The sequence below is a fragment of the Virgibacillus carmonensis genome, from assembly GCF_057836705.1.
The window spans coordinates 139,022-158,511 of the sequence record NZ_JBYQFJ010000005.1; the positions used below are offsets into that span (position 1 = coordinate 139,022).

The following is a 19,490-nucleotide window of genomic DNA, read 5'->3' on the forward strand; positions in this document are numbered from 1 at the left end:
AATGCGGGCAATTTCATTAAGTGTAAAAGCGTTTGGTCCATATTGGGATCAGCAAACAGTAGATTTTAATGAACTGGGTGAGGAATCAATCTTTCTTATTACAGGGCCAACTGGTGCTGGTAAGACTACTATTTTTGATGCTATTTGTTATGCATTATATGGCCGTGCTAGTGGATCTGATCGTGATCAGGATTCATTACGAAGCCACTTTGCAACGATGGATGATCAAACGGAAGTACAATTTCACTTTGCATTGAATCAAAAAGAATACGTTGTAACACGTAGTCCAAAACAGTATAAGAAAAAAGAACGTGGTGATGGATATACAGATGACCCGCCTAAGGCCATATTATATGAAATAAAAAATGGCGAAAAATTATTACTTTATTCTCGTATAAAAGAGGTGAACGAAACATTAGAAAGTAAATTAGGATTTGATTATGAACAGTTTCGTAAAATGATTCTTATACCTCAAGGTGAATTTCGTAAACTAATATCCGAGAATAGTAAAGAACGTGAAGCAGTTCTGCAAAATATATTCCATACGTATTTTTATGAGCGAATGACTGTTCAGTTAAAAACAGAATCTCGGACATTAAAGGATAAGATTGCTTTTATTGAACAAGTAATCGAGCAAGAACTAAGTAAAGTTGACTGGACAGTTACAGTTCCAGAAGAAGCAGATACTCTTCCGATCATTTTAAAGAAGTTAACAAGTGAAGTCACTGAAACGAAAAAGTTAGACGTGAACGAAAACATCAAAAAAAGCAAGCAACAACAAATAGTTCAGAAAACGCAACAAGCATTACAAGATGGCAAAGCGTTAGAAGAAAAGTATATACAAAAAGAAAAATTAGAAAAGGAACAAAAGGAATTAAAAGAAAAAGAAGTCTCAATAACTGAAGCAAAAGAAAGAATAAAAGTAGCAACAAGTGCTTCTAAAGTTTTTCCATTCGAGGAACAAATGAAAACCCGTAAAAAAGAATGGATGGAGGAAGAAGAGGGATTACAAAAGCAGCAGGATCTAGTATCAGGGCTTCAAAGTAAGTATGAAGTTAGTTCCGCCTCGTATAACGATCAACTCCAACAAGAAGACAAACGCAATCAACTCAAAGAAACAATTAATAAGGAAAAGCAGCAACTGGAAGATGTTAATTTGTATGTGAATTTACACAAGGAAACGATGGAAATATCAAAAGAGCGAAATGAATTAGATACACAATTAACCAGTATGCAAAACCATATAGCGGATATTGATCGCGAGATGGACAAAGCAGATGTAATGCTAGAGAATGAACAAGAAGCAACCATGCAATACTATGATGTGAAAGAGAAATGTGAGCATGCTAATACCGTTATTAAACAGCTTACTAGATTTAATGCTGAAAATAAAAAATTAAATACGCTGCGTACAAACTATAAACAGATAGAAATAGCTTTTCAACAAAAGCAAAATGAACTGCGCAACCTCAGAGAAGAATACCGTAAGTTAGAAGTAGCACAAAAAGAAGAATATGCAATTGTACTTGCTGGTCAATTGGATCATGATAAGCCTTGTCCAGTATGCGGATCATTTGAACATCCATCTAAGGCTAAAACACTCGATCATTCAGTTGATATTACGTTAATAGAAGCAACTGAACAAAAGCTTCATCAACAAGAACGTAGTGTAGAAGACTTCCAAAAAACGTATGTAGACAGCAAATCAGAAGGTCAGAGTCAACGACTTCTAGTTGATAAACTACAAGAAGAAATAAAAGAAAAACTTGTGGATTTTGAACAAATTAATAATGAACATACAGTAAACCAATGGAATGAAAGATATAAAAAGTTCCTTGAAAAAAGAGATGCATTATTAAAGCACATCAGTGAATTCCAGGCGATAAAGACCAATAAATCAACATTAAAAGAAAAGAAAGAAAAAGTTAAACAAACGTTTGATCAATTTTCTAAATACTACCAGAACATTCATGAAAAGCTATTAAAATACGAAACAAGGTTGCTGGAGTTAAAAAAGAATATTCCTGACCATGTAACAGATCCTACTAAATTTGAAATGGAAATTTCCCAAAAAGAACAAACCTACAGTAGGTTGATAAATGCTTGGGAGAAACTAAAAGAGGACTATCAGAATACACGCGAGACGATGCAAAAAGAAAAGACAATTTTAGAAGAACAACAAAAAACAAGCAAAAGATCTAAAGACAATTACACGAGGCAGGAAAATCTATTTAAACAACAAATCAAGTCATGTGGTTTTTCTTCAGTTGAACAGTATCAGCTTGCTAAGCTTACAGAAGGGGAGCAGCATACATTAGAAAAAACTGTCCAAGCGTATGAAAAAAGGTTCGAGGAGTTAACCTATACCTTAAAAACACTTATGCAAGATATTGAGGAAAAGGACAGGCCCGATATTCAAAGACTCGAAAACGAATTACACCTAAAACAATCTGAATTGGATCAAGTTAATGAGCAGCTTCAATTGTTAAGTATCAAGGTGAAAAATGATGAGAAGATCTATCAATCTGTTTCCAATCAATTAGAAAAACAACAGCAGCTTGAAAAGGATTTTTATACAATCGGTGATTTGGCTGATTTAGCGCATGGAAATAACGCATTAAAACTCTCGTTTGAACGTTACGTATTAGCATCATTTCTCGATGAGATAATCCTACAAGCGAATCTAAGGTTAGACCGAATGAGTGACCATCGCTATCAATTAATTAGAAGTGGGCAGGTTGCAAAAAGAGGGGCACAAAGTGGGTTAGACTTAGAAGTACTAGATCACCACACTGGGCAACAACGATCAGTAAAAACGTTATCTGGTGGGGAAGGGTTTAAAGCCTCCCTAAGCTTAGCGTTAGGATTGGCAGACGTTGTACAAACACATGCAGGAGGTATACAATTAGACACATTATTTATTGATGAAGGATTCGGTACATTGGACGAGGAATCTTTACAACAAGCAATCGATTGTTTAAAAGATTTACAACAAAGCAATCGATTGTTAGGAATTATTTCACATGTACCGCATTTAAAGAATGAAATACATGCTAAGCTTCAAATAACACCCTCACATAGCGGGTCGCAATTTGGATTTCAATTCGGACAAGGCTAAATAACAACAAAGTAACAGAAAATATGATAATACTCAGCAAATAACGCACTCGAAATTAAAATAACTGTTGTATCTTGCGCTTTCCCGGGAAATATTGATAGGAAAATTCAATAATTTAATAAATATTTATTGTAATAAGGAAAAGACCTTTGTTCTATATGAAAAGCCTACACCAATTCAGGCGTTTAACGTAAACTATCTAGACAGATCATATAGAAATGAGGTATGCAATATGTTTCCTATGAATAATCGCCCGCAGGTTCCACAGAGACCGTTTAATGATCCGTTTAGCATTCGGCCGAATCGAGCTAATCGGTATCCTGTTCCAAAATCACCTACATCTATTCCTGCAACTATAGCATCCTATTTAAATCCCAGTTCAGGAGGGTTAACTAAAACAATTTCAAATGTTCAGCAGGTGATGAACATGGTTGAATCAGCAGCTCCTATGATTAGGGAGTACGGCCCCATGGTAAAAAATTTACCTATGATGTTAAAAATGATGAAAGCTCTAAATGAATCGGATGAATCTGAAACTGAATCACATACTAGCACGAAGAGAAATTCATCACAATCTGATGAACCTGTTCAAGAGACAATAAGAGAAGATAGAACGGGGCCATCAAAACCGAAATTGTTTATTTAATTATATAAGCTTGAACACTTGATTTTTTTTGTAAAAAAAGAAAAAATAGAGAGAAGATATAATTGGATTGGAGGAATAGGTCATGACTTCTAATAAAGAACTAGCTACATTTGCAGGTGGATGCTTTTGGTGTATGGTAGAACCGTATGATGAACGTCCAGGTATCAAGGAAGTTGTTTCTGGTTATACAGGGGGTAGGACGGAAAATCCAACCTACGAGGAAGTATGTTCTAATGCTACTGGACATGTGGAAGCAATTCAAATCGCATACGATCCAGCAGTAATGCCATATGAACGGATTGTTGAGACCTTCTGGCAACAAATCGATCCAACCGATATAGGTGGTCAGTTCAATGATCGTGGGGAGTCCTACCAAACTGCAATTTTTTATCACAATGAAAACCAGCGTTTAATTGCAGAAGAATCTAAACAAAAGCTAGAAGCTAGTGGTAGATTCCAGGAACCAATTGTAACAAAGATTTTATCTGCAAAAACGTTCTATAGAGCAGAAGAGAATCACCAAGATTATTATAAAAACCATTCGTTCCATTATCGATTATACAAAAAAGGATCTGGGAGAGCTGATTTTATTAAAAAAAATTGGGAACCAAAAAAAGATAAAGCCAAACTAAAAGAGCAGTTATCACCCATCCAGTATAAAGTCACACAGGAGAATGGCACAGAAAGACCATACCAGAATGAATATTGGGATAATACAGCTGATGGCATATATGTTGATATAATTTCTGGAGAGGTTTTATTTACATCAAAAGAACAATTTGATGCCGGTTGTGGTTGGCCGAGCTTTACCAAACCAGTGGACAACTATCAAGTTACAGAGAAATCTGATACGACCCTTGGCATGAGGCGAACGGAGGTTCGAAGTAAAGCGTCTGATTCACATCTAGGTCATGTATTTAATGATGGACCAAAGGATAAAGGTGGATTGCGGTATTGCATGAATTCAGCTGCAATGCGTTTTATCCCAAAAGATAAGATGAGTGATGAAGGCTACGAAAAATACTTACATCTAGTTAACTAAGCAAAACTGTTCAACAGATTATAATACTATTATGTATACGAAATAACCTCGGAGGTACGATATGATTCATTTAAACTGGGAAGAGCGAGATACCGTCAAACAAATTAAATGTGTTCATGCAGATGCAAAAAAGTTTGTTGTTCATAATAAGTTAACACCCGGAAAAGTATACGATGTAAAAAATGAAACGGATGAATTTTATTTTATTATCGATAATAGCAATCGCATAGGTGGCTTTCGTAAAAATTATTTTTCCGAAACAAAATAACAGGGGATAGCCCCTGTTATTTTTATGTAAACGACAACTATTTTTAAAAAATTATATGATATTTAATCTATTAATGATATAATTTACTTACTATTTTCAATAATTTAAATTGTGTTAATGAATCTACTTAAAAAATTCTAATAAGGGGTTGAATCGTATTGAAAAAAATCTTCCTAGTACGCCATTGTCTGGCAGAAGGTCAACATAAAGATTCGCCATTAACTACTGTAGGAATGCGACAAGCAGTATTACTTTCACAGTTTTTTGATAGGCAAAATATAGTATTTGATGGTGTGATTTCTAGCCCTTATTTACGTGCGATTGAAAGTATAAAGCCTTTTGCGGAATCAAAAAATTTAAAAATAGAAGTAGATGATCGTCTACATGAACGTATATTAAGCAATGAGCCTGTTGATGACTGGATGGAAGTTTTGGAACAATCATTTAATGAATTAGATTTTAAATTACCAGGGGGCGAATCTGCAAATGACGCTATTGCAAGAGGTAATGCTGTTTTCGATTCTATAAATCAAAGTAATGACATGAATAATGTTATTATTGTAAGTCACGGTAACCTTCTGTCATTAATGCTAAAAAGGTTTGATCAAACAATCGGATTTGATGAATGGAAAAATTTAAATAATCCTGATGTATATCTTATAGAATTGGATGGAGCTAAGCACTCTATTACTTGTTTATGGGAAAAGTCTTACTAATTATAAATACAAATTAGCAAGAAAAATACCCAAACTTTCTTCATATATTTCATCAAACTGTTTGATTGGTAGTGGATTGGTACCACTACCAAGTTCTATGGTGAAACCAGGCCTTTGATATTCTTGGATAAACCAATCTTTATAACCTGCGTAACTATCTACAAATTGAATCGGTTCATAACCACTTACCCGTTCATATTCATTAACAATAACCTCAGGAATGGAAGGTTCTAATCCTTCAAACCCCCAATAGATTACTTCTCCTTGTGTATGAAACGTATTTACCCGTGCAAAATTGCGTACATTTGTTAATTCAGCTTTAGCAGAGGATTCAGGCTCTGACAATGGATATGGACCAGGATAATCTCTAGGAGCGGGATTAGATGGCTTTCGATTCGCTTCAATCTCCCACAATGCAGGGTATTGATTATTTAAATCAACCCCATTTATGTTGGCTTTCCATCCTGAAAAGTCTCGACTCTGGTTATTTATTTCTAATACTTGCTCTGCATAAAAAGGGTCCTCTGGGACCCCTTTCAAAACCAAGTTTACGCCATCTGGATTTACCATAGGGACGATTGAAAGGAATGTTTCCATAAATAATGGCAACATATTCATACCACGAATGGTGTTACTGTTTGTTAATGCCAACAGATATTCATTTACAAATTTCATAATAACTGGAGTTGTGATCCATTCATTTGCATGGCATGATCCATCTACATGAATGCGTTTTGTTCCACTTCCTATACGTAATTCTGATAAATCTTTTCCCATTACAGAGCTTCCGATAGTTTGTACAACAAGAAACGGATATACGGAAGATAATCTTTCTATATCATCAACCATTTTTTCATAGGTGTAGTTTGTCACGTCTTGTACAATTAGATCGCGCACACGATATGGAATAGAAATTGTTGAACCTACAACGAGGTTTGGCGGATCAATTGTTTGATTTACCAATAATAAGGCATCCATAGGGACATTATAAAGAGAAGAGAGTTGCCAAAAAGTATCATTAACTTCTATTGTGTGTTGATTTAAGACAAATCCAGGGATCTGAATCTGCATTCCAATAGATAGTTTTTGTGGTGTGATGCCGTAGTTTGATTGCTCAATTAGAACAAGCGGAACATCAAATAATTGACTATAATACCATAGCGTATCACTTTGACGTATTTTAATTTCCATCAGATATTCTCCTCCCAATTACGAATATAGCTTGAAAGAATGCAAGTAGTTCTGTAAAATGATGAATATATGATTTAGAAGACTTCTTTATCATACATACATAATCATCATAGCTATTGCACCTTTTTTACCAGTTGCATTGATATGTTTATTCCTATTAAAAAGAATTTATTACCATAGAGGAGGATATATAGATGGCTTTTGTAATTACGTCACCTTGTAAGGACGAAAAATCAGGTGAATGTGTCGAAGTTTGCCCTGTAGATTGTATAGAAGAAGGAAAAGATATGTTTTTTATTGATCCGGATATTTGTATTGATTGCGGAGCATGTGAAGCAGTTTGCCCGGTTGAGGCTATTTTCATGGAGGATGAAACTCCAGAACAAGAAAATGAATACATCGAAATGAATCGTAAATTTTTCGAAGATAGATAATAAAGAAGCCGCTATTTTAAAATAGCGGCTTCTTTATACTATTTTATAGAAAAATCCTGATATATTTCACTCGTGTTCGTGTTATTGTTTGTTACATCAATATGATCAACACGGCCAAATCGGGTAGGGTTATTGTTTATCTCTGTAATAAACGTTTGAATTTGCTCATTTTCACCGTCAACATGGATATGAACTGTACCATCTGCATTATTTGTTACATACCCTTTAAGGTATAGTGCATCTGCTTTTTGTTTGGTTGCATAGCGAAATCCTACTCCTTGAACAATTCCGCTAACCGTCATACTAGTAATCATTTGAACACTCCTCACGTTAAAATATCTGTATATATTATGTTACCTGCCATTAATCTAATAAAACATTGAAGGGGTGTAAAAAATGAAAGAAATACGTATACAAAGGCTAGAAGGATTTCGATTTGGACATGCACAAAATGATAGTGCGCTAACTGGCTGTAGTGTCATTATTTGTGAAAACGGTGCAATTGGTGGTGTTGAAGTTCGTGGTGGAGCACCGGGAACACGCGAAACAGATGCATTACAACCTGAAAACCTTGTTGAAGAAGTACATGGCGTTTTTTTATCAGGAGGTAGTGCATTTGGACTTGACGTGGGTTCAGGTATGATGCGATTTTTAGAAGAAAAAAGTGTTGGCTTTGATGTGCAAGTGGCAAAGGTTCCAATTGTATCGGGAGCAATTTTATTCGACTTATATCCAGGAAATCCCGTGGTGCGACCTGACAGTAAAATGGGATATGATGCTTGTAAACAAGCCTATTCAGACGAAACATTTCGTCAAGGAAGTGTTGGTGCGGGGACAGGTGCTACTATAGGGAAGTGTTTAGGTTATGACTTTGTTATGCGCGGAGGAATTGGAAGTTATGCCGTAGAAATTGGCGATTTACAGATAGGAGCTGTAGTTGCTGTAAATGCGTTTGGTGATATCGTTGATCCGACAACCAATCAGATAGTGGCAGGAACCTATGATCGTTTACATGAAACGTTTCTAAAAAGCGATGAGCAAATGCTTGCACAATTAGAGAATAAGTCAACAAACCGTTTTTCAGGTAATACAACAATAGGATCTATTGTAACGAACGCTATGCTCACAAAATCACAAGCAAATAAAATCGCGGCAATTGCACATGATGGTTTTGCCAGAACCATCAGGCCATCACATACATTAGTTGATGGCGATACGCTTTTCGCACTGACTACAAATCAAGTTGAGACAGATCTGAATGTGCTAAGTATGTTGGCAAGTCAGGTTGTAGAACAAGCCGTATTGAATGGTGTAAGAAATGCTACTGGAGCTTTTCAAATACCAAGTTATATGGACATAAAGAAATAGCCGTTCCTTTTTTCGCATAAATGAATAATAGCAGATCGTTGCGCTAATCCTATACGTAAATGTGTGAATGAAGGAGAAAATCATAATGACAGAACATACAAAAATACCGCACTTTCCCGAGCCATATTGGCGTGATTCAGTAGATTTTTCTAACTTTCCTAAATTGGATAAATCCATTGAAGCAGATGTTGGAATCGTTGGTGGCGGGATAACTGGTATCACTGCCGCATATCTGCTTGCTAAGCAAAATGTAAAGGTCGTTTTAATTGATGCGGGTGTGATGCTAAATGGTACAACTGGACATACAACAGCTAAGATCACTGCTCAACATGGTCTAATTTATAATGAACTAATTGAACACTTCGGTCTAGAAAAAGCATCTATGTATTATAAAGCAAGTTCGGAAGCGAAAGATTTTATCAAAAATACCATCGATAAACATGATATTTCATGTGATTTCAGTCAAGAAGATGCTTATCTTTATACGAATTCTGATTCCTATTTAACTAAGTTGGAAATGGAGAAAAAAGCATATGACAGGTTAAAGGTTCCAAGTGAATTAGTGAAAAATATGCCATTAGAAGTTCCCATGAAGTCGGCATTAATCATGAAGAATCAAGCCCAATATCATCCATTAAAATATTTAAAAACGCTATTAGAAGATAGTATTAAAAACGGTGCTCAAATATATGAACAAACTACTGCTATAGATGTGGAATATAATAAGCATCCATCTATCATTACTCGAGATGGTCACCGTGTTTCGTGTCGATATGTCATTCAGGCGTCACATTATCCTTTTTATGATGGTCAAGGCTTTTATCCAACACGAATGTATGCGGATCGATCCTATGTAGTTGCTATTAAATCAGGTAAAAAGTACCCAGGAGGGATGTATATCAATGCTGAATCCCCAACAAGATCAATTCGATCAACAACAATGGATGGAAAAGACTTATGGCTTGTAGGTGGCGAAAACCATAAAACCGGACAGAGCAAATCAACAATAAACCATTATAAAGCCTTGGAACAATTTGCAGACAAAGAGTTTGGGATATCTGAGTACATCTACCGATGGTCAGCACAGGATCTCATAACATTAGATAAAGTACCATATATTGGCCCAATCACAAAAGAACAACAATCTGTTTTTGTTGCAACAGGTTTTCGTAAATGGGGAATGACAAACGGAACGTTCGCAGCGAAAATGATCAGTGAGCTTATTTTAACTGGTGAAAGTAATTATCAGGATTTATACTCCCCGTCAAGGTTTCAAGCTGATCCAGCAGTCAGAGAGTTTACCAGCATAAACGCTGATGTAGCAAAACATTTAATCAAAGGGAAATTAGAATATACCAGTGACTTGGTAAGTGAACTTTCACAAGATGAAGCCACCGTTACGAGAATAAAAGGAAAACGTACTGGTGTGTACAAAGATCAGGACGATAAGCTTCATATGGTTGATACAACATGCACTCATTTAGGGTGTGAGGTTGAATGGAATTCCGGAGACAGAACATGGGATTGCCCTTGTCACGGATCAAGATTTTCCTACACTGGCCATGTTGTGGAGGGTCCAGCTGAAAGACCGTTAAATAAAGTCAAAAATGATTAAGCAGCCAATTATGGCTGCTTTTTTCTTTAACCAAAATAATAATTCGATACAAAATTAACAAAGTCACTTTCTATTTGATGTTCATATTTATGTAGTATAAACATACTTGCGGTCGGTATTTTCATGAAATTAACAGGAACTTCTAATAATCGACCTTCAATAACTTCGGGATTAATGATCGATTTTGGTAAAAAGCTTACTCCAATACCTTCTAACACAAATCGTTTGGTGATGTGGGATTGATTTACTTTCATGAACTTATAAGATGTTAACTTGGTTTTAAGTTGTTCTTTAATTTGATTCCAATATGCTGGGTGGTTATCCGTGAAAATTATTGTTTTCTCTAATAGCTCCTGTGCATCGATAATTGGCCCTGATTCAGCGTCAAATCCATCATGATTGCAAACAAGACTGACAGAGTCTTCATGGAATTTAGTCGTTTTAATTAAGCCAGTTCCAGGTAAACAGGAAAGACCTATATCAACCTGCCCATCTTCAATTACGGCCGAAATTTGATTTGATTCTAATACTTTAATGGACATCTCAACATTTGGATACCTTTTTGTATACTCGCGTAATATACTTGGTAAAATCGTATCAGCTAACAGAGGGGAAATTGCTACACGTATTGTTTTATGGTAACCCTGTTGATAACGATTTACTTTTTCCATACTGCTTTTATAGTGTAATACTATTTCATTTGCTTCTATATAAAACAATCTACCGAGTTCAGTTAAAGCTATATTCCTTCCATTTTTAATAAATAATTTGCTCCCTACATCTTTCTCTAATTGTCTAATCTGAAAGGTGACAGCTGGCTGTGTGATATACATCCTTTCTGCAACCATCCTAAAATTTTCACATTCAGCTGCTAAAATAAACGTTTGTAATGTACGAATATCCATCTTTCACCTCGATCAATAAGTTTTATTTATCATTATACTAAAAATTACTAAATTTTAATAATTATTTCACTCATATATAATGGAACCATGAACAAGGAAGGGGAGATAGTAATGTATCAACCAGGTTTAAAAGGGGTAGTTGCTGTCGAAACGAAATTAAGTAATATTGATGGATACAATGGGATTTTGACTTATCGCGGGATGGCCATTCATGAGATCGTACAAATTTATTCTTTTGAAGAAGTTGCATTCTATTTATTACATGGTACGTTTCCCTTAGATAAAGAATTGCAGGAATTTCAAACACATTTACAACAATATCGTTATATACCAACCTATCTTCAAAAAATAATTGATCAATTGCCAGTTGATCAAGAAATGATGGATGTTTTACGAACAGTAATATCTGCAGTAACATTTTATCAAGATGATCCACATGACAATGCTATTCAATTGATTGCTATTATGCCAACGGTTATTGCATATCGTTTTAGAAAATCACTAAATAGAGATTTTATTGTTCCTGATGATGACTTACAGCATGTAGAAAATTTCCTGTATATGCTTACAGAGAATGTAAATCCGACACATGTTAAAATGTTTGAAGCTTATTTGATTATGACGATGGAACATGGTTTAAATGCATCCACATTTGCAGCTAGAGTAACAAAATCAACACAGAGTGATATGATTTCAGCTGTTACGAGTGCGATTGGTACAATGAAAGGGCCATTGCATGGCGGTGCGCCGTTCGGAGTTATAGCTTTACTTGATGAAATCGCAACAAGAGATAAAATACAAGAAACGATTGGCAATAAACTGAAAAATAAAGAAAGGATTATGGGATTTGGTCATCGTGTGTATAAAACTCTAGATCCACGCGCTGAAGCATTAAAACAAATTATTTTAGGATTAGAAAATAGACCCGAATGGATTGAGTTAGCGTTACAAACAGAAATAGAAACAATTGATATATTAAAGAAATATAAGCCAAATCAGCTATTATATACAAATGTAGAGTATTACGCAGCCGCCATAATGAAATCGCTAGAGATTGATTCAAATTTATTTACAGCAATTTTTAGTTCCAGTCGAATTGTTGGTTGGTGCGCACATGCAATTGAACAAGAATCCAACAATACAATATTCAGACCAACAGCGAGATATATTGGTAAGTAAAAAATTGAATCTCATGCTAAGTTTATCAAAGCATGAGATTTTTTAAAACATCTCAATATCCCAAGTATACTTAGTTATGAGATGAGATTATCACGATTATTAATGAGTGCCCATAATAGATATTATGTTAACTCCAAAAATGAAAGTAATGCGTTAATTTTATAACGACCCTTCTGTGACGAGTGATACAATAATACTGAAACCAAAAAACTGTAGGTGTAAAATCTCCCTCATTTAGATTTTTGTGATTAATTATCTGCTTTATGCATCTCGTCATTTGTGAAATGTGTGTATATCGATAGATTCTCTGCGGATCTCCTGGAAGTTTCTTTTGATCCCATTGTTGATGTAATAAAAATGCTTTTGTTGTTTTTATTAACGCCGTAATTTTCTTGACGAACAATTATATATTCTTTTCTATCAAATTTGACTTGTCACTAACATATACGTAATGTTCTTTATTTCCTTTTCTTATAACTTGAACTATGTTCTTTTTCCAGTCGATATCGTCCAAATCAAGACCGGTGATTTCAGCGATCCTAAGTCCTGACCCAAAATTAAAAATATGGCATTTTTTTATGAAAATTAGAGGTTTTTTTGTTGTCTTTGTAGTAATGCTCCTAAAGTCTTGACTACGGGTGGTAGGAATTCCAAGTGCATGCATAGCTTCGCTGATGATGAGCATCGGTCCAAATGCTGATCCCAAGCAGTATAGCACGGCCGTCCCCTAACATGGTAATATGCCCGAATTGGTGTCCAGCATAAGCTTGAGCAAGAGGCAAGGAACCTTCGGAAATACGGTTGCCACCAAGAACCGCTACGCCATCTTCGCTTTGCATTTCCTGGAGGTTCAACCCCAGAGATGCTGCCAACATATCATTTAAAATGGTCAACTTCGGTGAGCGTACAGTGTTTGGGGAAAATGGTTTCGACAGACGAGCATAATTATTGTCTAAGCTCCATCCCGTTTCTATTATTTCTTTTGTCATCGTGTCCCCTCTTCTTTTTTTGTCTTATCGTAAATAAAAATCAAGGAACACTAAAAAACCATACTAGTTGGTATGGTTTTAAATTAGCTGACCAAGAGTCTATCCTGTTATAACATTACTTCCTTTATATCAAAAGAAATAATTCGATCTGTGTTCGTATTATAAATCACATTGCCTTGAATTTTTATTTTTTCTTGTGGTGATTGTAAAATATATTCATACGTTTCTTTCGTTTGTGTAGGAGACACTTGGTTTTTTCCTATAGTACTATATTCTGTCACGTTATATCCTGGATAAGCTGCTTGTGTAACTTCCAGTAAATATTTGCCCCATTTTTGCTGCTCTAACTCAGGAGAGGGAATAATCTCAACAGCTATGATCCCTTGACTTAGGTTACCTCCAAGTGTTTCAAAGGCTCTCCTGTGAAGGTTGATTTTATTTGCTGGATATCCGCGTACCTGATCGACCACAATTACCAAAATCTCTCTTGCTGGTATCGATAAATTCCTTACTTTAATTGTTTGCCCACATTGGTATGGAGAGTTTTCTCCGACAGCTACTGTCATATATTGATTCTTTGACCATGGTATGCCGCATTTTGTGATTTGACCTCCATGGGTCCATGTAGCTTGACCTCTAACGGATTGTTGGCGATCCATAAAATGGGGTAGTGTTGAATAATCTCTATAATCATTATGAGGTGTGTCTTGACATGGATAATTTACGTACCAATTTGCATTTTGCATATAAGAATAATTAGGATACATAATTTTCCTCCTGACTTAATCATAAACCTATTGATAACATATGAATCAAAAAGGTTGACCTGTGACTGGAATCAGGAAAAAGTCTATACCCCCTTCCACCTTTTCTGCAGTTGCTTTATCTCATCTTTGTGTGTAATTCCCTCTTTTTTTGGTGTTTCTAAAATAAAAGGGACATTCTTTAAATGTGGTGTTTTTATTAGTTGATCAAATTGTCCTTCCGTTATATATCCTTGGTCAAATATATTTGCATGGCGGTCTTTCCCAGAGCGGGTATCATGCTTCGAGTTATTAAAATGGATGATTTCTAAATGATCAAAGTAACTAAGCTCAATTCCTTTTTCCAACACTTTTTTCCAGTTATCACCATTCCAAAGTCCACTTGCAAAAGCGTGGCATGTGTCGAGACAGAACCCAATTTTTTCAGGTTGTTCACTTAAGTTACGGACCTGGACAAGTTCTTCTAATGTAGTTCCAATGGTTCCAGGTTTACCAGCATTATTTTCAAGAAGTATTTTACATTTCCCTTCCCACTGGTGGAGGACTTCATTGAGCACGTCAATCATTAAGCGATAACTAGTAATGGGATCTTCACGGCTGATTAATTTTCCGAAGTGTACAACGGTACCAATCGAACCGCATGCATCGGTAATCTCTAAATCATTTAACAACGATAGAATGACCTGATTCTTTTTATGATTATCTGTAGTAGTCAATCTTGTGGGATAAGGAGTATGACTTACCGATTCAAGGGCATTTTCTTCACAAAATTCCTTACATAATTGCGCATCTTCTTTACTATATTCCTTTATAGATAAACTTCTAGGGTTCTTTGGAAAGTATTGAAAGGCAGAAGCATTCATAGATGCTGCTAGTTTCGCAGCACCTAAATAACCATCCCTTATAGAAACATGACTACCAAATTTCATAAAAATCCCCTTTCCATCCGTTAAAAACCACTCTAATTCTGACATTGTTTACAATAGAACGTCTTTCGAGATGAAACTTCCGTTTTAATAATTGAAGCACCACATCGTGTACATGATTTTCCTGCGCGGTCATACACATACGTCTTGTTGGCATAGCTACCTGTTTTGGTATCTCCTTTAAAGAAAGATTGAGCCATATAGCCCCCATATTGAATCGCTTGCTGAAGTACAAATCGTATGGATTGATATAACCGAACTTTTTCGTTGTCGTTAAGTTCGTTCATTTTTCGCTCTGGTAAAAGTTGAGCATGCCAGGCGATTTCATCCGAATAGCAATTACCAATCCCTGATAGAAAATCCTGGTTAACAAGGGTTGTTTTAATCCTACCTCTTCTATTTTTAATAAGAACCAAAAATGAATCGAGCGTAAAATTTACATCAAGTGGCTCTGGACCTAAGTCCCTTAATTCTTGCTCCACCTCTGGCTGTGAAAAAAGGTGAAGGTACCCTAATCTTAGACCGATAAAATAGAGGTGTTGATTGCCAAAAGATAACTGTACTTGTATGGTTCGATCTGGCTTTTCAATTTCTGTTCCATAAAACATCCAGCCGCCTAGCATGAGGTGTAATAGTAAAACATGACCATTTTCAAGGTGGAAGAGTAGATGTTTTGCTTGTCGTTCAATAGTTTCTATTTTCTGATTTTGTATTATTTTTACAAAATTGGCTGGACTCACGTTAATCGATTTTTCACGATTAATGCATACATCGATAATTGTCTTTCCGCCGATCTTTTGATTAAGTAGTGTTTTGTAAGTCTCCATTTCTGGTAGTTCTGGCATTTTTAAACCTCCATTTAAAAGCTTATACCTTATTATTCCCCAAATATTTCTTCAGAATGTGACTTTCCTTCGTAGAAAGTATGTTCTTAGACAAGTTTCCGTATAAATATAACTAAGAATAACGACTGGAGGTTTTGTCATGAGAAATTTAGACTGGCAAATGATTTTGTTCGTGGGATCTTCACTAGTACACGATTATTGGATATATTGGGGGCTTCCTCGCGTACATTACTGGTATGTTAAAGGTGAAAATGTAAAGGTACTAAACGATGATAAGGGGAAAGGAAAAAAAATAGCATAAACGATCAACGCGAAGTTTGTTCAAAGGTTTGAACTAAAAGTCCTTCTCCCTCCAACCATTCTGCAATAAAGACATCTCGGTAGTCATCTATTTCTTGTACGCGTAGTTGGTTTATTAACCATTCTTCATTTTGGTCAATATCAACTAATTCATCTTGCAGTAATTCTCCATCTCTTACGAGGGTGACTGGCACATATACAGGTTGTGCTGGAAGATTCATGTCCTCTTGTTGTAATTTCTGTTTTGTAGACTTTTTCAAAATACTAATAGCACCATTCGCCTCTAGATAACAATAAGCCACCTCGCGTATGGAAAAAGTTTCTGACTGGCGCAGTAGACTTTGTAGTTGGTTAATGTTCATTCGATTTTTTTTTAATTGGTTTCTACTCACTATCCCGTTTTGTATTAATACGGATGGCTTCCCTTCAAAAGCTTTACGTAACTTTAAAAACTTTTGTCCCAGAATCTCGACTGAAAATAATAATAGTGCCCACAGAGTCATGGAAAAAACGATATATCTTACACCTATTTTTTCATCGTATAATGCATTTCCTAACAGTTCTCCTAATACAATAGCAGCTATAAATGTAAAAGGCGTAATCTGGTTTATTAGTTTCTTACCGAGTATCTTTACAAGTATAAATAGCAGAAAAAACCCTGCAATTAATTCCAATGCTAAAAATGCAATATTCATTATAACTCCATGCTCCAATCATTCAACGTTTGCTATTATCATTGCCACTTAACTAGTAACTCAATCACCTAAGTTAGCTTAACACTACCCGCTCCTCTTACAAGAAGAACGGGTAGTACTTATTGTAGTTGGCTTATCTAACTAAATATTTACTTCCTTCTCGAACACTTAACTTAGCAAGTTCGTTTTCCTGAATAAACCGTTTAACCGACAATGGATTGGTTTTAGAATATTCCCTCAAAGCCCAACCAATTGCTTTTTGGATAAAGAACTCCATGCTATCTGCATTTTGTTTTATGTACTTATAAAGTAATTGTTCATCTGTTTTTTCCTTGAATTTTAATTGAAAAAGAATTGCCGATCTTTGCAGCCACATCTTTTCTCCAAACGCCCATTCATCTATTGTTTCAGTAGTTACTTCTGGAAATTCTGTTGCAATCCTAACTACGGGATTTGGTGCAAGGCCATCAATGGTATCCCACCATGATTTGGTTATTATTAGTTTTTCCATCAAGAGAAGATCATCTTTCTCTAACTTTTTCATTGATCTTCCTATATAGTCAAGAGCGGCATATTGATACTCGCGCTCATCTTTTTCCCATAGAGCTATGATAAAGTCGTGGTGGAAAGATTCTTTTAAAATTGAACTTTCTTTGTAAAACTGTTTCATTAACTGAGTTCTAGCAGGGGTTTTTATTCCGAGAAAAGGAAAGTGTTCCTTCATATACTTGTTCATAGGAATAGCTATTTCTTCATTACGCTCTGCTTCAAATAATGGAAATAATAGATCTAAATGATTCATTTTCTGCTCCTTTCGCATCTACAAATGTGGACCTTTTAATTACCTCATCGTATCATTTTACAAAATTTCTGCACATTATTTTTTAAAAAAAATAAAGCTAAATGCCCCTTGAGGTCATTTAGCTACTACATTATTTCATTAACTTTTTGCCTTTTCCATAAAACCGCTTCATATCCACTTCTGGTACAAGTGCCCCGCCTGTTGCCCATGCAATATGTGTAGCATTTTCATCATCTAAATCATTGTTTTCCATGTAGTTGGATTGAATTACTTCATTTGGCCCTAGCAACCCCGCTGTTGCGGATGGTTCAAGATAAATGTCTTCCACGTCTACAAGCATAACCAATAACTTATATAATTCATCATCCTCAATCGTGTATATCCCGCTAATCAAATGATCACTTATTGGAGTGGCAAACTTTGATGGTCGTCCAACGGCTAAGCCATCCGCTTCTGTGCGATTATCTAATCCAAAGTCTTGGACACTCACTTTTTCCATTTCACCTGTCAACAAACCGATTAATACCGAGGGTGAATGAGTTGGTTCAACAAAAAAGCAATGCACATGGTCTCCAAATAATTGTTTCAACCCGAATGCAACACCACCTGGAGACCCACCTACTCCACAAGGCAAATAAACAAACAATGGATGATCAGCGTCTACACGGATATTTTGCTCATCTAGCTGCTTTTGTAACCGAAGTGCTGCCACACTATAGCCCAAATACAAGTGTTTGGAATCTTCATCATCAACAAAATATCCTTTAGGATCCGCAATAGTTTTCTCCCTACCAGTTGTTATTGCCTCACTAAAATCACCAGCAAATTCCAACACTGTTGCCCCTTTTGAACGAAGGAGATCCTTTTTCCATTGTTTAGCATCGGCTGACATATAAACGGATACATGGAAGCCTAGCTTAGCACCTATAATACCTATACTTAATCCCAGGTTTCCTGTCGAGCCGACTCCGATATTAAATTGGTTAAAGAATGCTTTAAACTTATCACTTGAAAATACCTCATAGTTGGTATTTTTCTCAATCAAACCTGCTTCCATTGCCAGGCTTTCTGCATGATGAAGCACTTCATAGATACCACCTCGAGCTTTAATTGATCCAGCAATCGGTAGTTCATTATCACATTTCAGATACAGATCACCCGGAATAGCAGAATATACTCGTCTTATTTCCTCTTGCATTTTCGTTATTTTTCTCAGAGGAGCTTCAATTATACCGTTTGTTTCGTTTGTTTCAGGAAATTCTTTGGCTAAGTATGGTGCAAACCGTTGCCAAAGTTGTTCCGCTTCATTCATATCAGATTTGTTTAAAGGAAAGTTAGGTGAATCCTTCATTTGTTTCCTATTTGGGTTTATCCACAGTACTGTTTCTAAGTTCATAATTTTTTTTAATAAAGGGTTCTTTTGTTTCCATTGATTTAGATGTTTTATTGAAAATACCATGTTTATTACACACCTTTCCCCACATGCTAATGCTATTATAATACTCCTTAATGTGATTTTTAACCCTGATACAACCATATCATAGTCATACTAGCATGTAGACTCTAGGCAGTTACAAGTATTAATATAACAACAAGACTACCCAATCGATAAGGTGAATAGTTAGGAATTAAAGTAGTACTATAAAAAATGTGACCTTTTCATTAAAAATAATAATGAAAAAAGTCA

The 19,490-nt window shown here is 35.6% G+C and carries 20 protein-coding genes and 1 pseudogene; 10 read left to right on the forward strand and 11 right to left on the reverse strand.

Annotation, left to right across the window (positions count from 1 at the left end; all coding sequences use genetic code 11):
* Position 1 precedes the first annotated feature (1 nt).
* From AC3G7N_RS05935 to AC3G7N_RS05955, 5 genes are all read left to right on the forward strand, one after another.
* Positions 2–3,118 (forward strand): SbcC/MukB-like Walker B domain-containing protein, encoded by a 3,117-nt coding sequence (locus AC3G7N_RS05935; protein WP_489421222.1) that lies wholly within the window; start codon positions 2–4, stop codon positions 3,116–3,118.
* A 232-nt stretch (positions 3,119–3,350) separates the two neighbouring features.
* Positions 3,351–3,764: a VrrA/YqfQ family protein gene (gene vrrA / locus AC3G7N_RS05940; protein ID WP_489421223.1), complete on the forward strand. Its 414-nt coding sequence runs from the start codon at positions 3,351–3,353 to the stop codon at positions 3,762–3,764.
* A gap of 82 nt (positions 3,765–3,846) precedes the next feature.
* Positions 3,847–4,806, forward strand: coding sequence for a peptide-methionine (R)-S-oxide reductase MsrB (gene msrB, locus AC3G7N_RS05945; protein WP_489421224.1), 960 nt, complete (start codon positions 3,847–3,849; stop codon positions 4,804–4,806).
* A 61-nt stretch (positions 4,807–4,867) separates the two neighbouring features.
* The gene (locus tag AC3G7N_RS05950) at positions 4,868–5,074 is read left to right on the forward strand and encodes a DUF6501 family protein (RefSeq protein ID WP_489421225.1); all 207 of its coding nucleotides are present in this window, start codon (positions 4,868–4,870) and stop codon (positions 5,072–5,074) included.
* A gap of 158 nt (positions 5,075–5,232) precedes the next feature.
* On the forward strand, positions 5,233–5,790 hold the full coding sequence (locus tag AC3G7N_RS05955) for a histidine phosphatase family protein (protein ID WP_489421226.1): 558 nt from the start codon (positions 5,233–5,235) through the stop codon (positions 5,788–5,790).
* On the opposite strand, the gene AC3G7N_RS05960 is transcribed toward AC3G7N_RS05955, so the two are convergent.
* Positions 5,791–6,981: a M14 family metallopeptidase gene (locus AC3G7N_RS05960; protein ID WP_489421227.1), complete on the reverse strand. Its 1,191-nt coding sequence runs from the start codon at positions 6,979–6,981 to the stop codon at positions 5,791–5,793.
* 194 nt (positions 6,982–7,175) lie between these two features.
* Here AC3G7N_RS05960 and AC3G7N_RS05965 point away from each other — a divergent pair, with 194 nt between their 5' ends.
* A complete protein-coding gene (locus AC3G7N_RS05965) occupies positions 7,176–7,415 on the forward strand; it encodes a ferredoxin family protein (protein ID WP_489421228.1) in 240 nt (79 codons plus the stop codon).
* Between the two features lie 38 nt (positions 7,416–7,453).
* On the opposite strand, the gene AC3G7N_RS05970 is transcribed toward AC3G7N_RS05965, so the two are convergent.
* The gene (locus AC3G7N_RS05970) at positions 7,454–7,729 is read right to left on the reverse strand and encodes an acylphosphatase (protein ID WP_489421229.1); all 276 of its coding nucleotides are present in this window, start codon (positions 7,727–7,729) and stop codon (positions 7,454–7,456) included.
* Between the two features lie 82 nt (positions 7,730–7,811).
* On the opposite strand from AC3G7N_RS05970, the gene AC3G7N_RS05975 reads away from it, so the two are divergent.
* Positions 7,812–8,783: a P1 family peptidase gene (locus tag AC3G7N_RS05975; RefSeq protein WP_489421230.1), complete on the forward strand. Its 972-nt coding sequence runs from the start codon at positions 7,812–7,814 to the stop codon at positions 8,781–8,783.
* Positions 8,784–8,868: 85 nt separating this feature from the next.
* Complete coding sequence (locus AC3G7N_RS05980; protein ID WP_489421231.1) at positions 8,869–10,398, forward strand: FAD-dependent oxidoreductase; 1,530 nt, start codon at positions 8,869–8,871, stop codon at positions 10,396–10,398.
* A gap of 26 nt (positions 10,399–10,424) precedes the next feature.
* Here AC3G7N_RS05980 and AC3G7N_RS05985 read toward each other — a convergent pair whose 3' ends face one another.
* The gene (locus AC3G7N_RS05985; protein WP_489421232.1) at positions 10,425–11,303 is read right to left on the reverse strand and encodes a LysR family transcriptional regulator; all 879 of its coding nucleotides are present in this window, start codon (positions 11,301–11,303) and stop codon (positions 10,425–10,427) included.
* Between the two features lie 111 nt (positions 11,304–11,414).
* Here AC3G7N_RS05985 and AC3G7N_RS05990 point away from each other — a divergent pair, with 111 nt between their 5' ends.
* A complete protein-coding gene (locus AC3G7N_RS05990) occupies positions 11,415–12,482 on the forward strand; it encodes a citrate/2-methylcitrate synthase (protein WP_489421233.1) in 1,068 nt (355 codons plus the stop codon).
* A 403-nt stretch (positions 12,483–12,885) separates the two neighbouring features.
* Here AC3G7N_RS05990 and AC3G7N_RS05995 read toward each other — a convergent pair whose 3' ends face one another.
* The 5 genes and pseudogenes from AC3G7N_RS05995 to mutM all read right to left on the reverse strand — a co-directional run bounded on the left by AC3G7N_RS05995 (position 12,886) and on the right by mutM (position 16,006).
* Positions 12,886–13,131 (reverse strand): tyrosine-type recombinase/integrase, encoded by a 246-nt coding sequence (locus AC3G7N_RS05995; protein ID WP_489421296.1) that lies wholly within the window; start codon positions 13,129–13,131, stop codon positions 12,886–12,888.
* Positions 13,114–13,471 (reverse strand): annotated as a pseudogene (locus AC3G7N_RS06000) (protein adenylyltransferase SelO family protein); the annotation flags it as partial. The gene AC3G7N_RS05995 and the pseudogene AC3G7N_RS06000, both read right to left, overlap by 18 nt.
* A 107-nt stretch (positions 13,472–13,578) precedes the next feature.
* Entirely contained in the window at positions 13,579–14,238 is a 660-nt protein-coding gene (locus tag AC3G7N_RS06005; protein ID WP_489421234.1) for a DUF3889 domain-containing protein, read from the reverse strand.
* Positions 14,239–14,321: 83 nt separating this feature from the next.
* Positions 14,322–15,164 carry a deoxyribonuclease IV gene (locus AC3G7N_RS06010; RefSeq protein ID WP_489421235.1) on the reverse strand — a complete coding sequence of 281 codons (843 nt, stop codon included), beginning with the start codon at positions 15,162–15,164 and terminating at the stop codon, positions 14,322–14,324.
* Positions 15,165–15,196: 32 nt separating this feature from the next.
* A complete protein-coding gene (mutM, locus tag AC3G7N_RS06015; protein ID WP_489421236.1) occupies positions 15,197–16,006 on the reverse strand; it encodes a bifunctional DNA-formamidopyrimidine glycosylase/DNA-(apurinic or apyrimidinic site) lyase in 810 nt (269 codons plus the stop codon).
* Positions 16,007–16,145: 139 nt separating this feature from the next.
* On the opposite strand from mutM, the gene AC3G7N_RS06020 reads away from it, so the two are divergent.
* Positions 16,146–16,307: a hypothetical protein gene (locus AC3G7N_RS06020; protein ID WP_489421237.1), complete on the forward strand. Its 162-nt coding sequence runs from the start codon at positions 16,146–16,148 to the stop codon at positions 16,305–16,307.
* 4 nt (positions 16,308–16,311) lie between these two features.
* Here AC3G7N_RS06020 and AC3G7N_RS06025 read toward each other — a convergent pair whose 3' ends face one another.
* The 3 genes from AC3G7N_RS06025 to dsdA all read right to left on the reverse strand — a co-directional run bounded on the left by AC3G7N_RS06025 (position 16,312) and on the right by dsdA (position 19,262).
* Positions 16,312–17,001 (reverse strand): DUF421 domain-containing protein, encoded by a 690-nt coding sequence (locus tag AC3G7N_RS06025; RefSeq protein WP_489421238.1) that lies wholly within the window; start codon positions 16,999–17,001, stop codon positions 16,312–16,314.
* Positions 17,002–17,134: 133 nt separating this feature from the next.
* Entirely contained in the window at positions 17,135–17,803 is a 669-nt protein-coding gene (locus tag AC3G7N_RS06030) for a DNA alkylation repair protein (protein ID WP_489421239.1), read from the reverse strand.
* Between the two features lie 130 nt (positions 17,804–17,933).
* Positions 17,934–19,262: a D-serine ammonia-lyase gene (gene dsdA, locus AC3G7N_RS06035; RefSeq protein ID WP_489421240.1), complete on the reverse strand. Its 1,329-nt coding sequence runs from the start codon at positions 19,260–19,262 to the stop codon at positions 17,934–17,936.
* Between the last annotated feature and the right edge of the window lie 228 nt (positions 19,263–19,490).

Bases quoted from the DNA above. Each gene is read 5' to 3' on its own strand.
- AC3G7N_RS06005 (WP_489421234.1), bottom strand. From the start codon at position 14,238: ATGTATCCTAATTATTCTTATATGCAAAATGCAAATTGGTACGTAAAT.
- AC3G7N_RS06020 (WP_489421237.1), top strand. From the start codon at position 16,146: ATGAGAAATTTAGACTGGCAAATGATTTTGTTCGTGGGATCTTCACTA.
- AC3G7N_RS05975 (WP_489421230.1), top strand. From the start codon at position 7,812: ATGAAAGAAATACGTATACAAAGGCTAGAAGGATTTCGATTTGGACAT.
- dsdA (WP_489421240.1), bottom strand. From the start codon at position 19,262: ATGGTATTTTCAATAAAACATCTAAATCAATGGAAACAAAAGAACCCT.
- msrB (WP_489421224.1), top strand. From the start codon at position 3,847: ATGACTTCTAATAAAGAACTAGCTACATTTGCAGGTGGATGCTTTTGG.
- AC3G7N_RS05985 (WP_489421232.1), bottom strand. From the start codon at position 11,303: ATGGATATTCGTACATTACAAACGTTTATTTTAGCAGCTGAATGTGAA.
- AC3G7N_RS05990 (WP_489421233.1), top strand. From the start codon at position 11,415: ATGTATCAACCAGGTTTAAAAGGGGTAGTTGCTGTCGAAACGAAATTA.
- AC3G7N_RS06030 (WP_489421239.1), bottom strand. From the start codon at position 17,803: ATGAATCATTTAGATCTATTATTTCCATTATTTGAAGCAGAGCGTAAT.
- AC3G7N_RS05970 (WP_489421229.1), bottom strand. From the start codon at position 7,729: ATGATTACTAGTATGACGGTTAGCGGAATTGTTCAAGGAGTAGGATTT.
- vrrA (WP_489421223.1), top strand. From the start codon at position 3,351: ATGTTTCCTATGAATAATCGCCCGCAGGTTCCACAGAGACCGTTTAAT.
- AC3G7N_RS06025 (WP_489421238.1), bottom strand. From the start codon at position 17,001: ATGAATATTGCATTTTTAGCATTGGAATTAATTGCAGGGTTTTTTCTG.
- AC3G7N_RS05980 (WP_489421231.1), top strand. From the start codon at position 8,869: ATGACAGAACATACAAAAATACCGCACTTTCCCGAGCCATATTGGCGT.
- AC3G7N_RS05960 (WP_489421227.1), bottom strand. From the start codon at position 6,981: ATGGAAATTAAAATACGTCAAAGTGATACGCTATGGTATTATAGTCAA.
- AC3G7N_RS05950 (WP_489421225.1), top strand. From the start codon at position 4,868: ATGATTCATTTAAACTGGGAAGAGCGAGATACCGTCAAACAAATTAAA.
- mutM (WP_489421236.1), bottom strand. From the start codon at position 16,006: ATGCCAGAACTACCAGAAATGGAGACTTACAAAACACTACTTAATCAA.
- AC3G7N_RS05935 (WP_489421222.1), top strand. From the start codon at position 2: ATGCGGGCAATTTCATTAAGTGTAAAAGCGTTTGGTCCATATTGGGAT.
- AC3G7N_RS06010 (WP_489421235.1), bottom strand. From the start codon at position 15,164: ATGAAATTTGGTAGTCATGTTTCTATAAGGGATGGTTATTTAGGTGCT.
- AC3G7N_RS05965 (WP_489421228.1), top strand. From the start codon at position 7,176: ATGGCTTTTGTAATTACGTCACCTTGTAAGGACGAAAAATCAGGTGAA.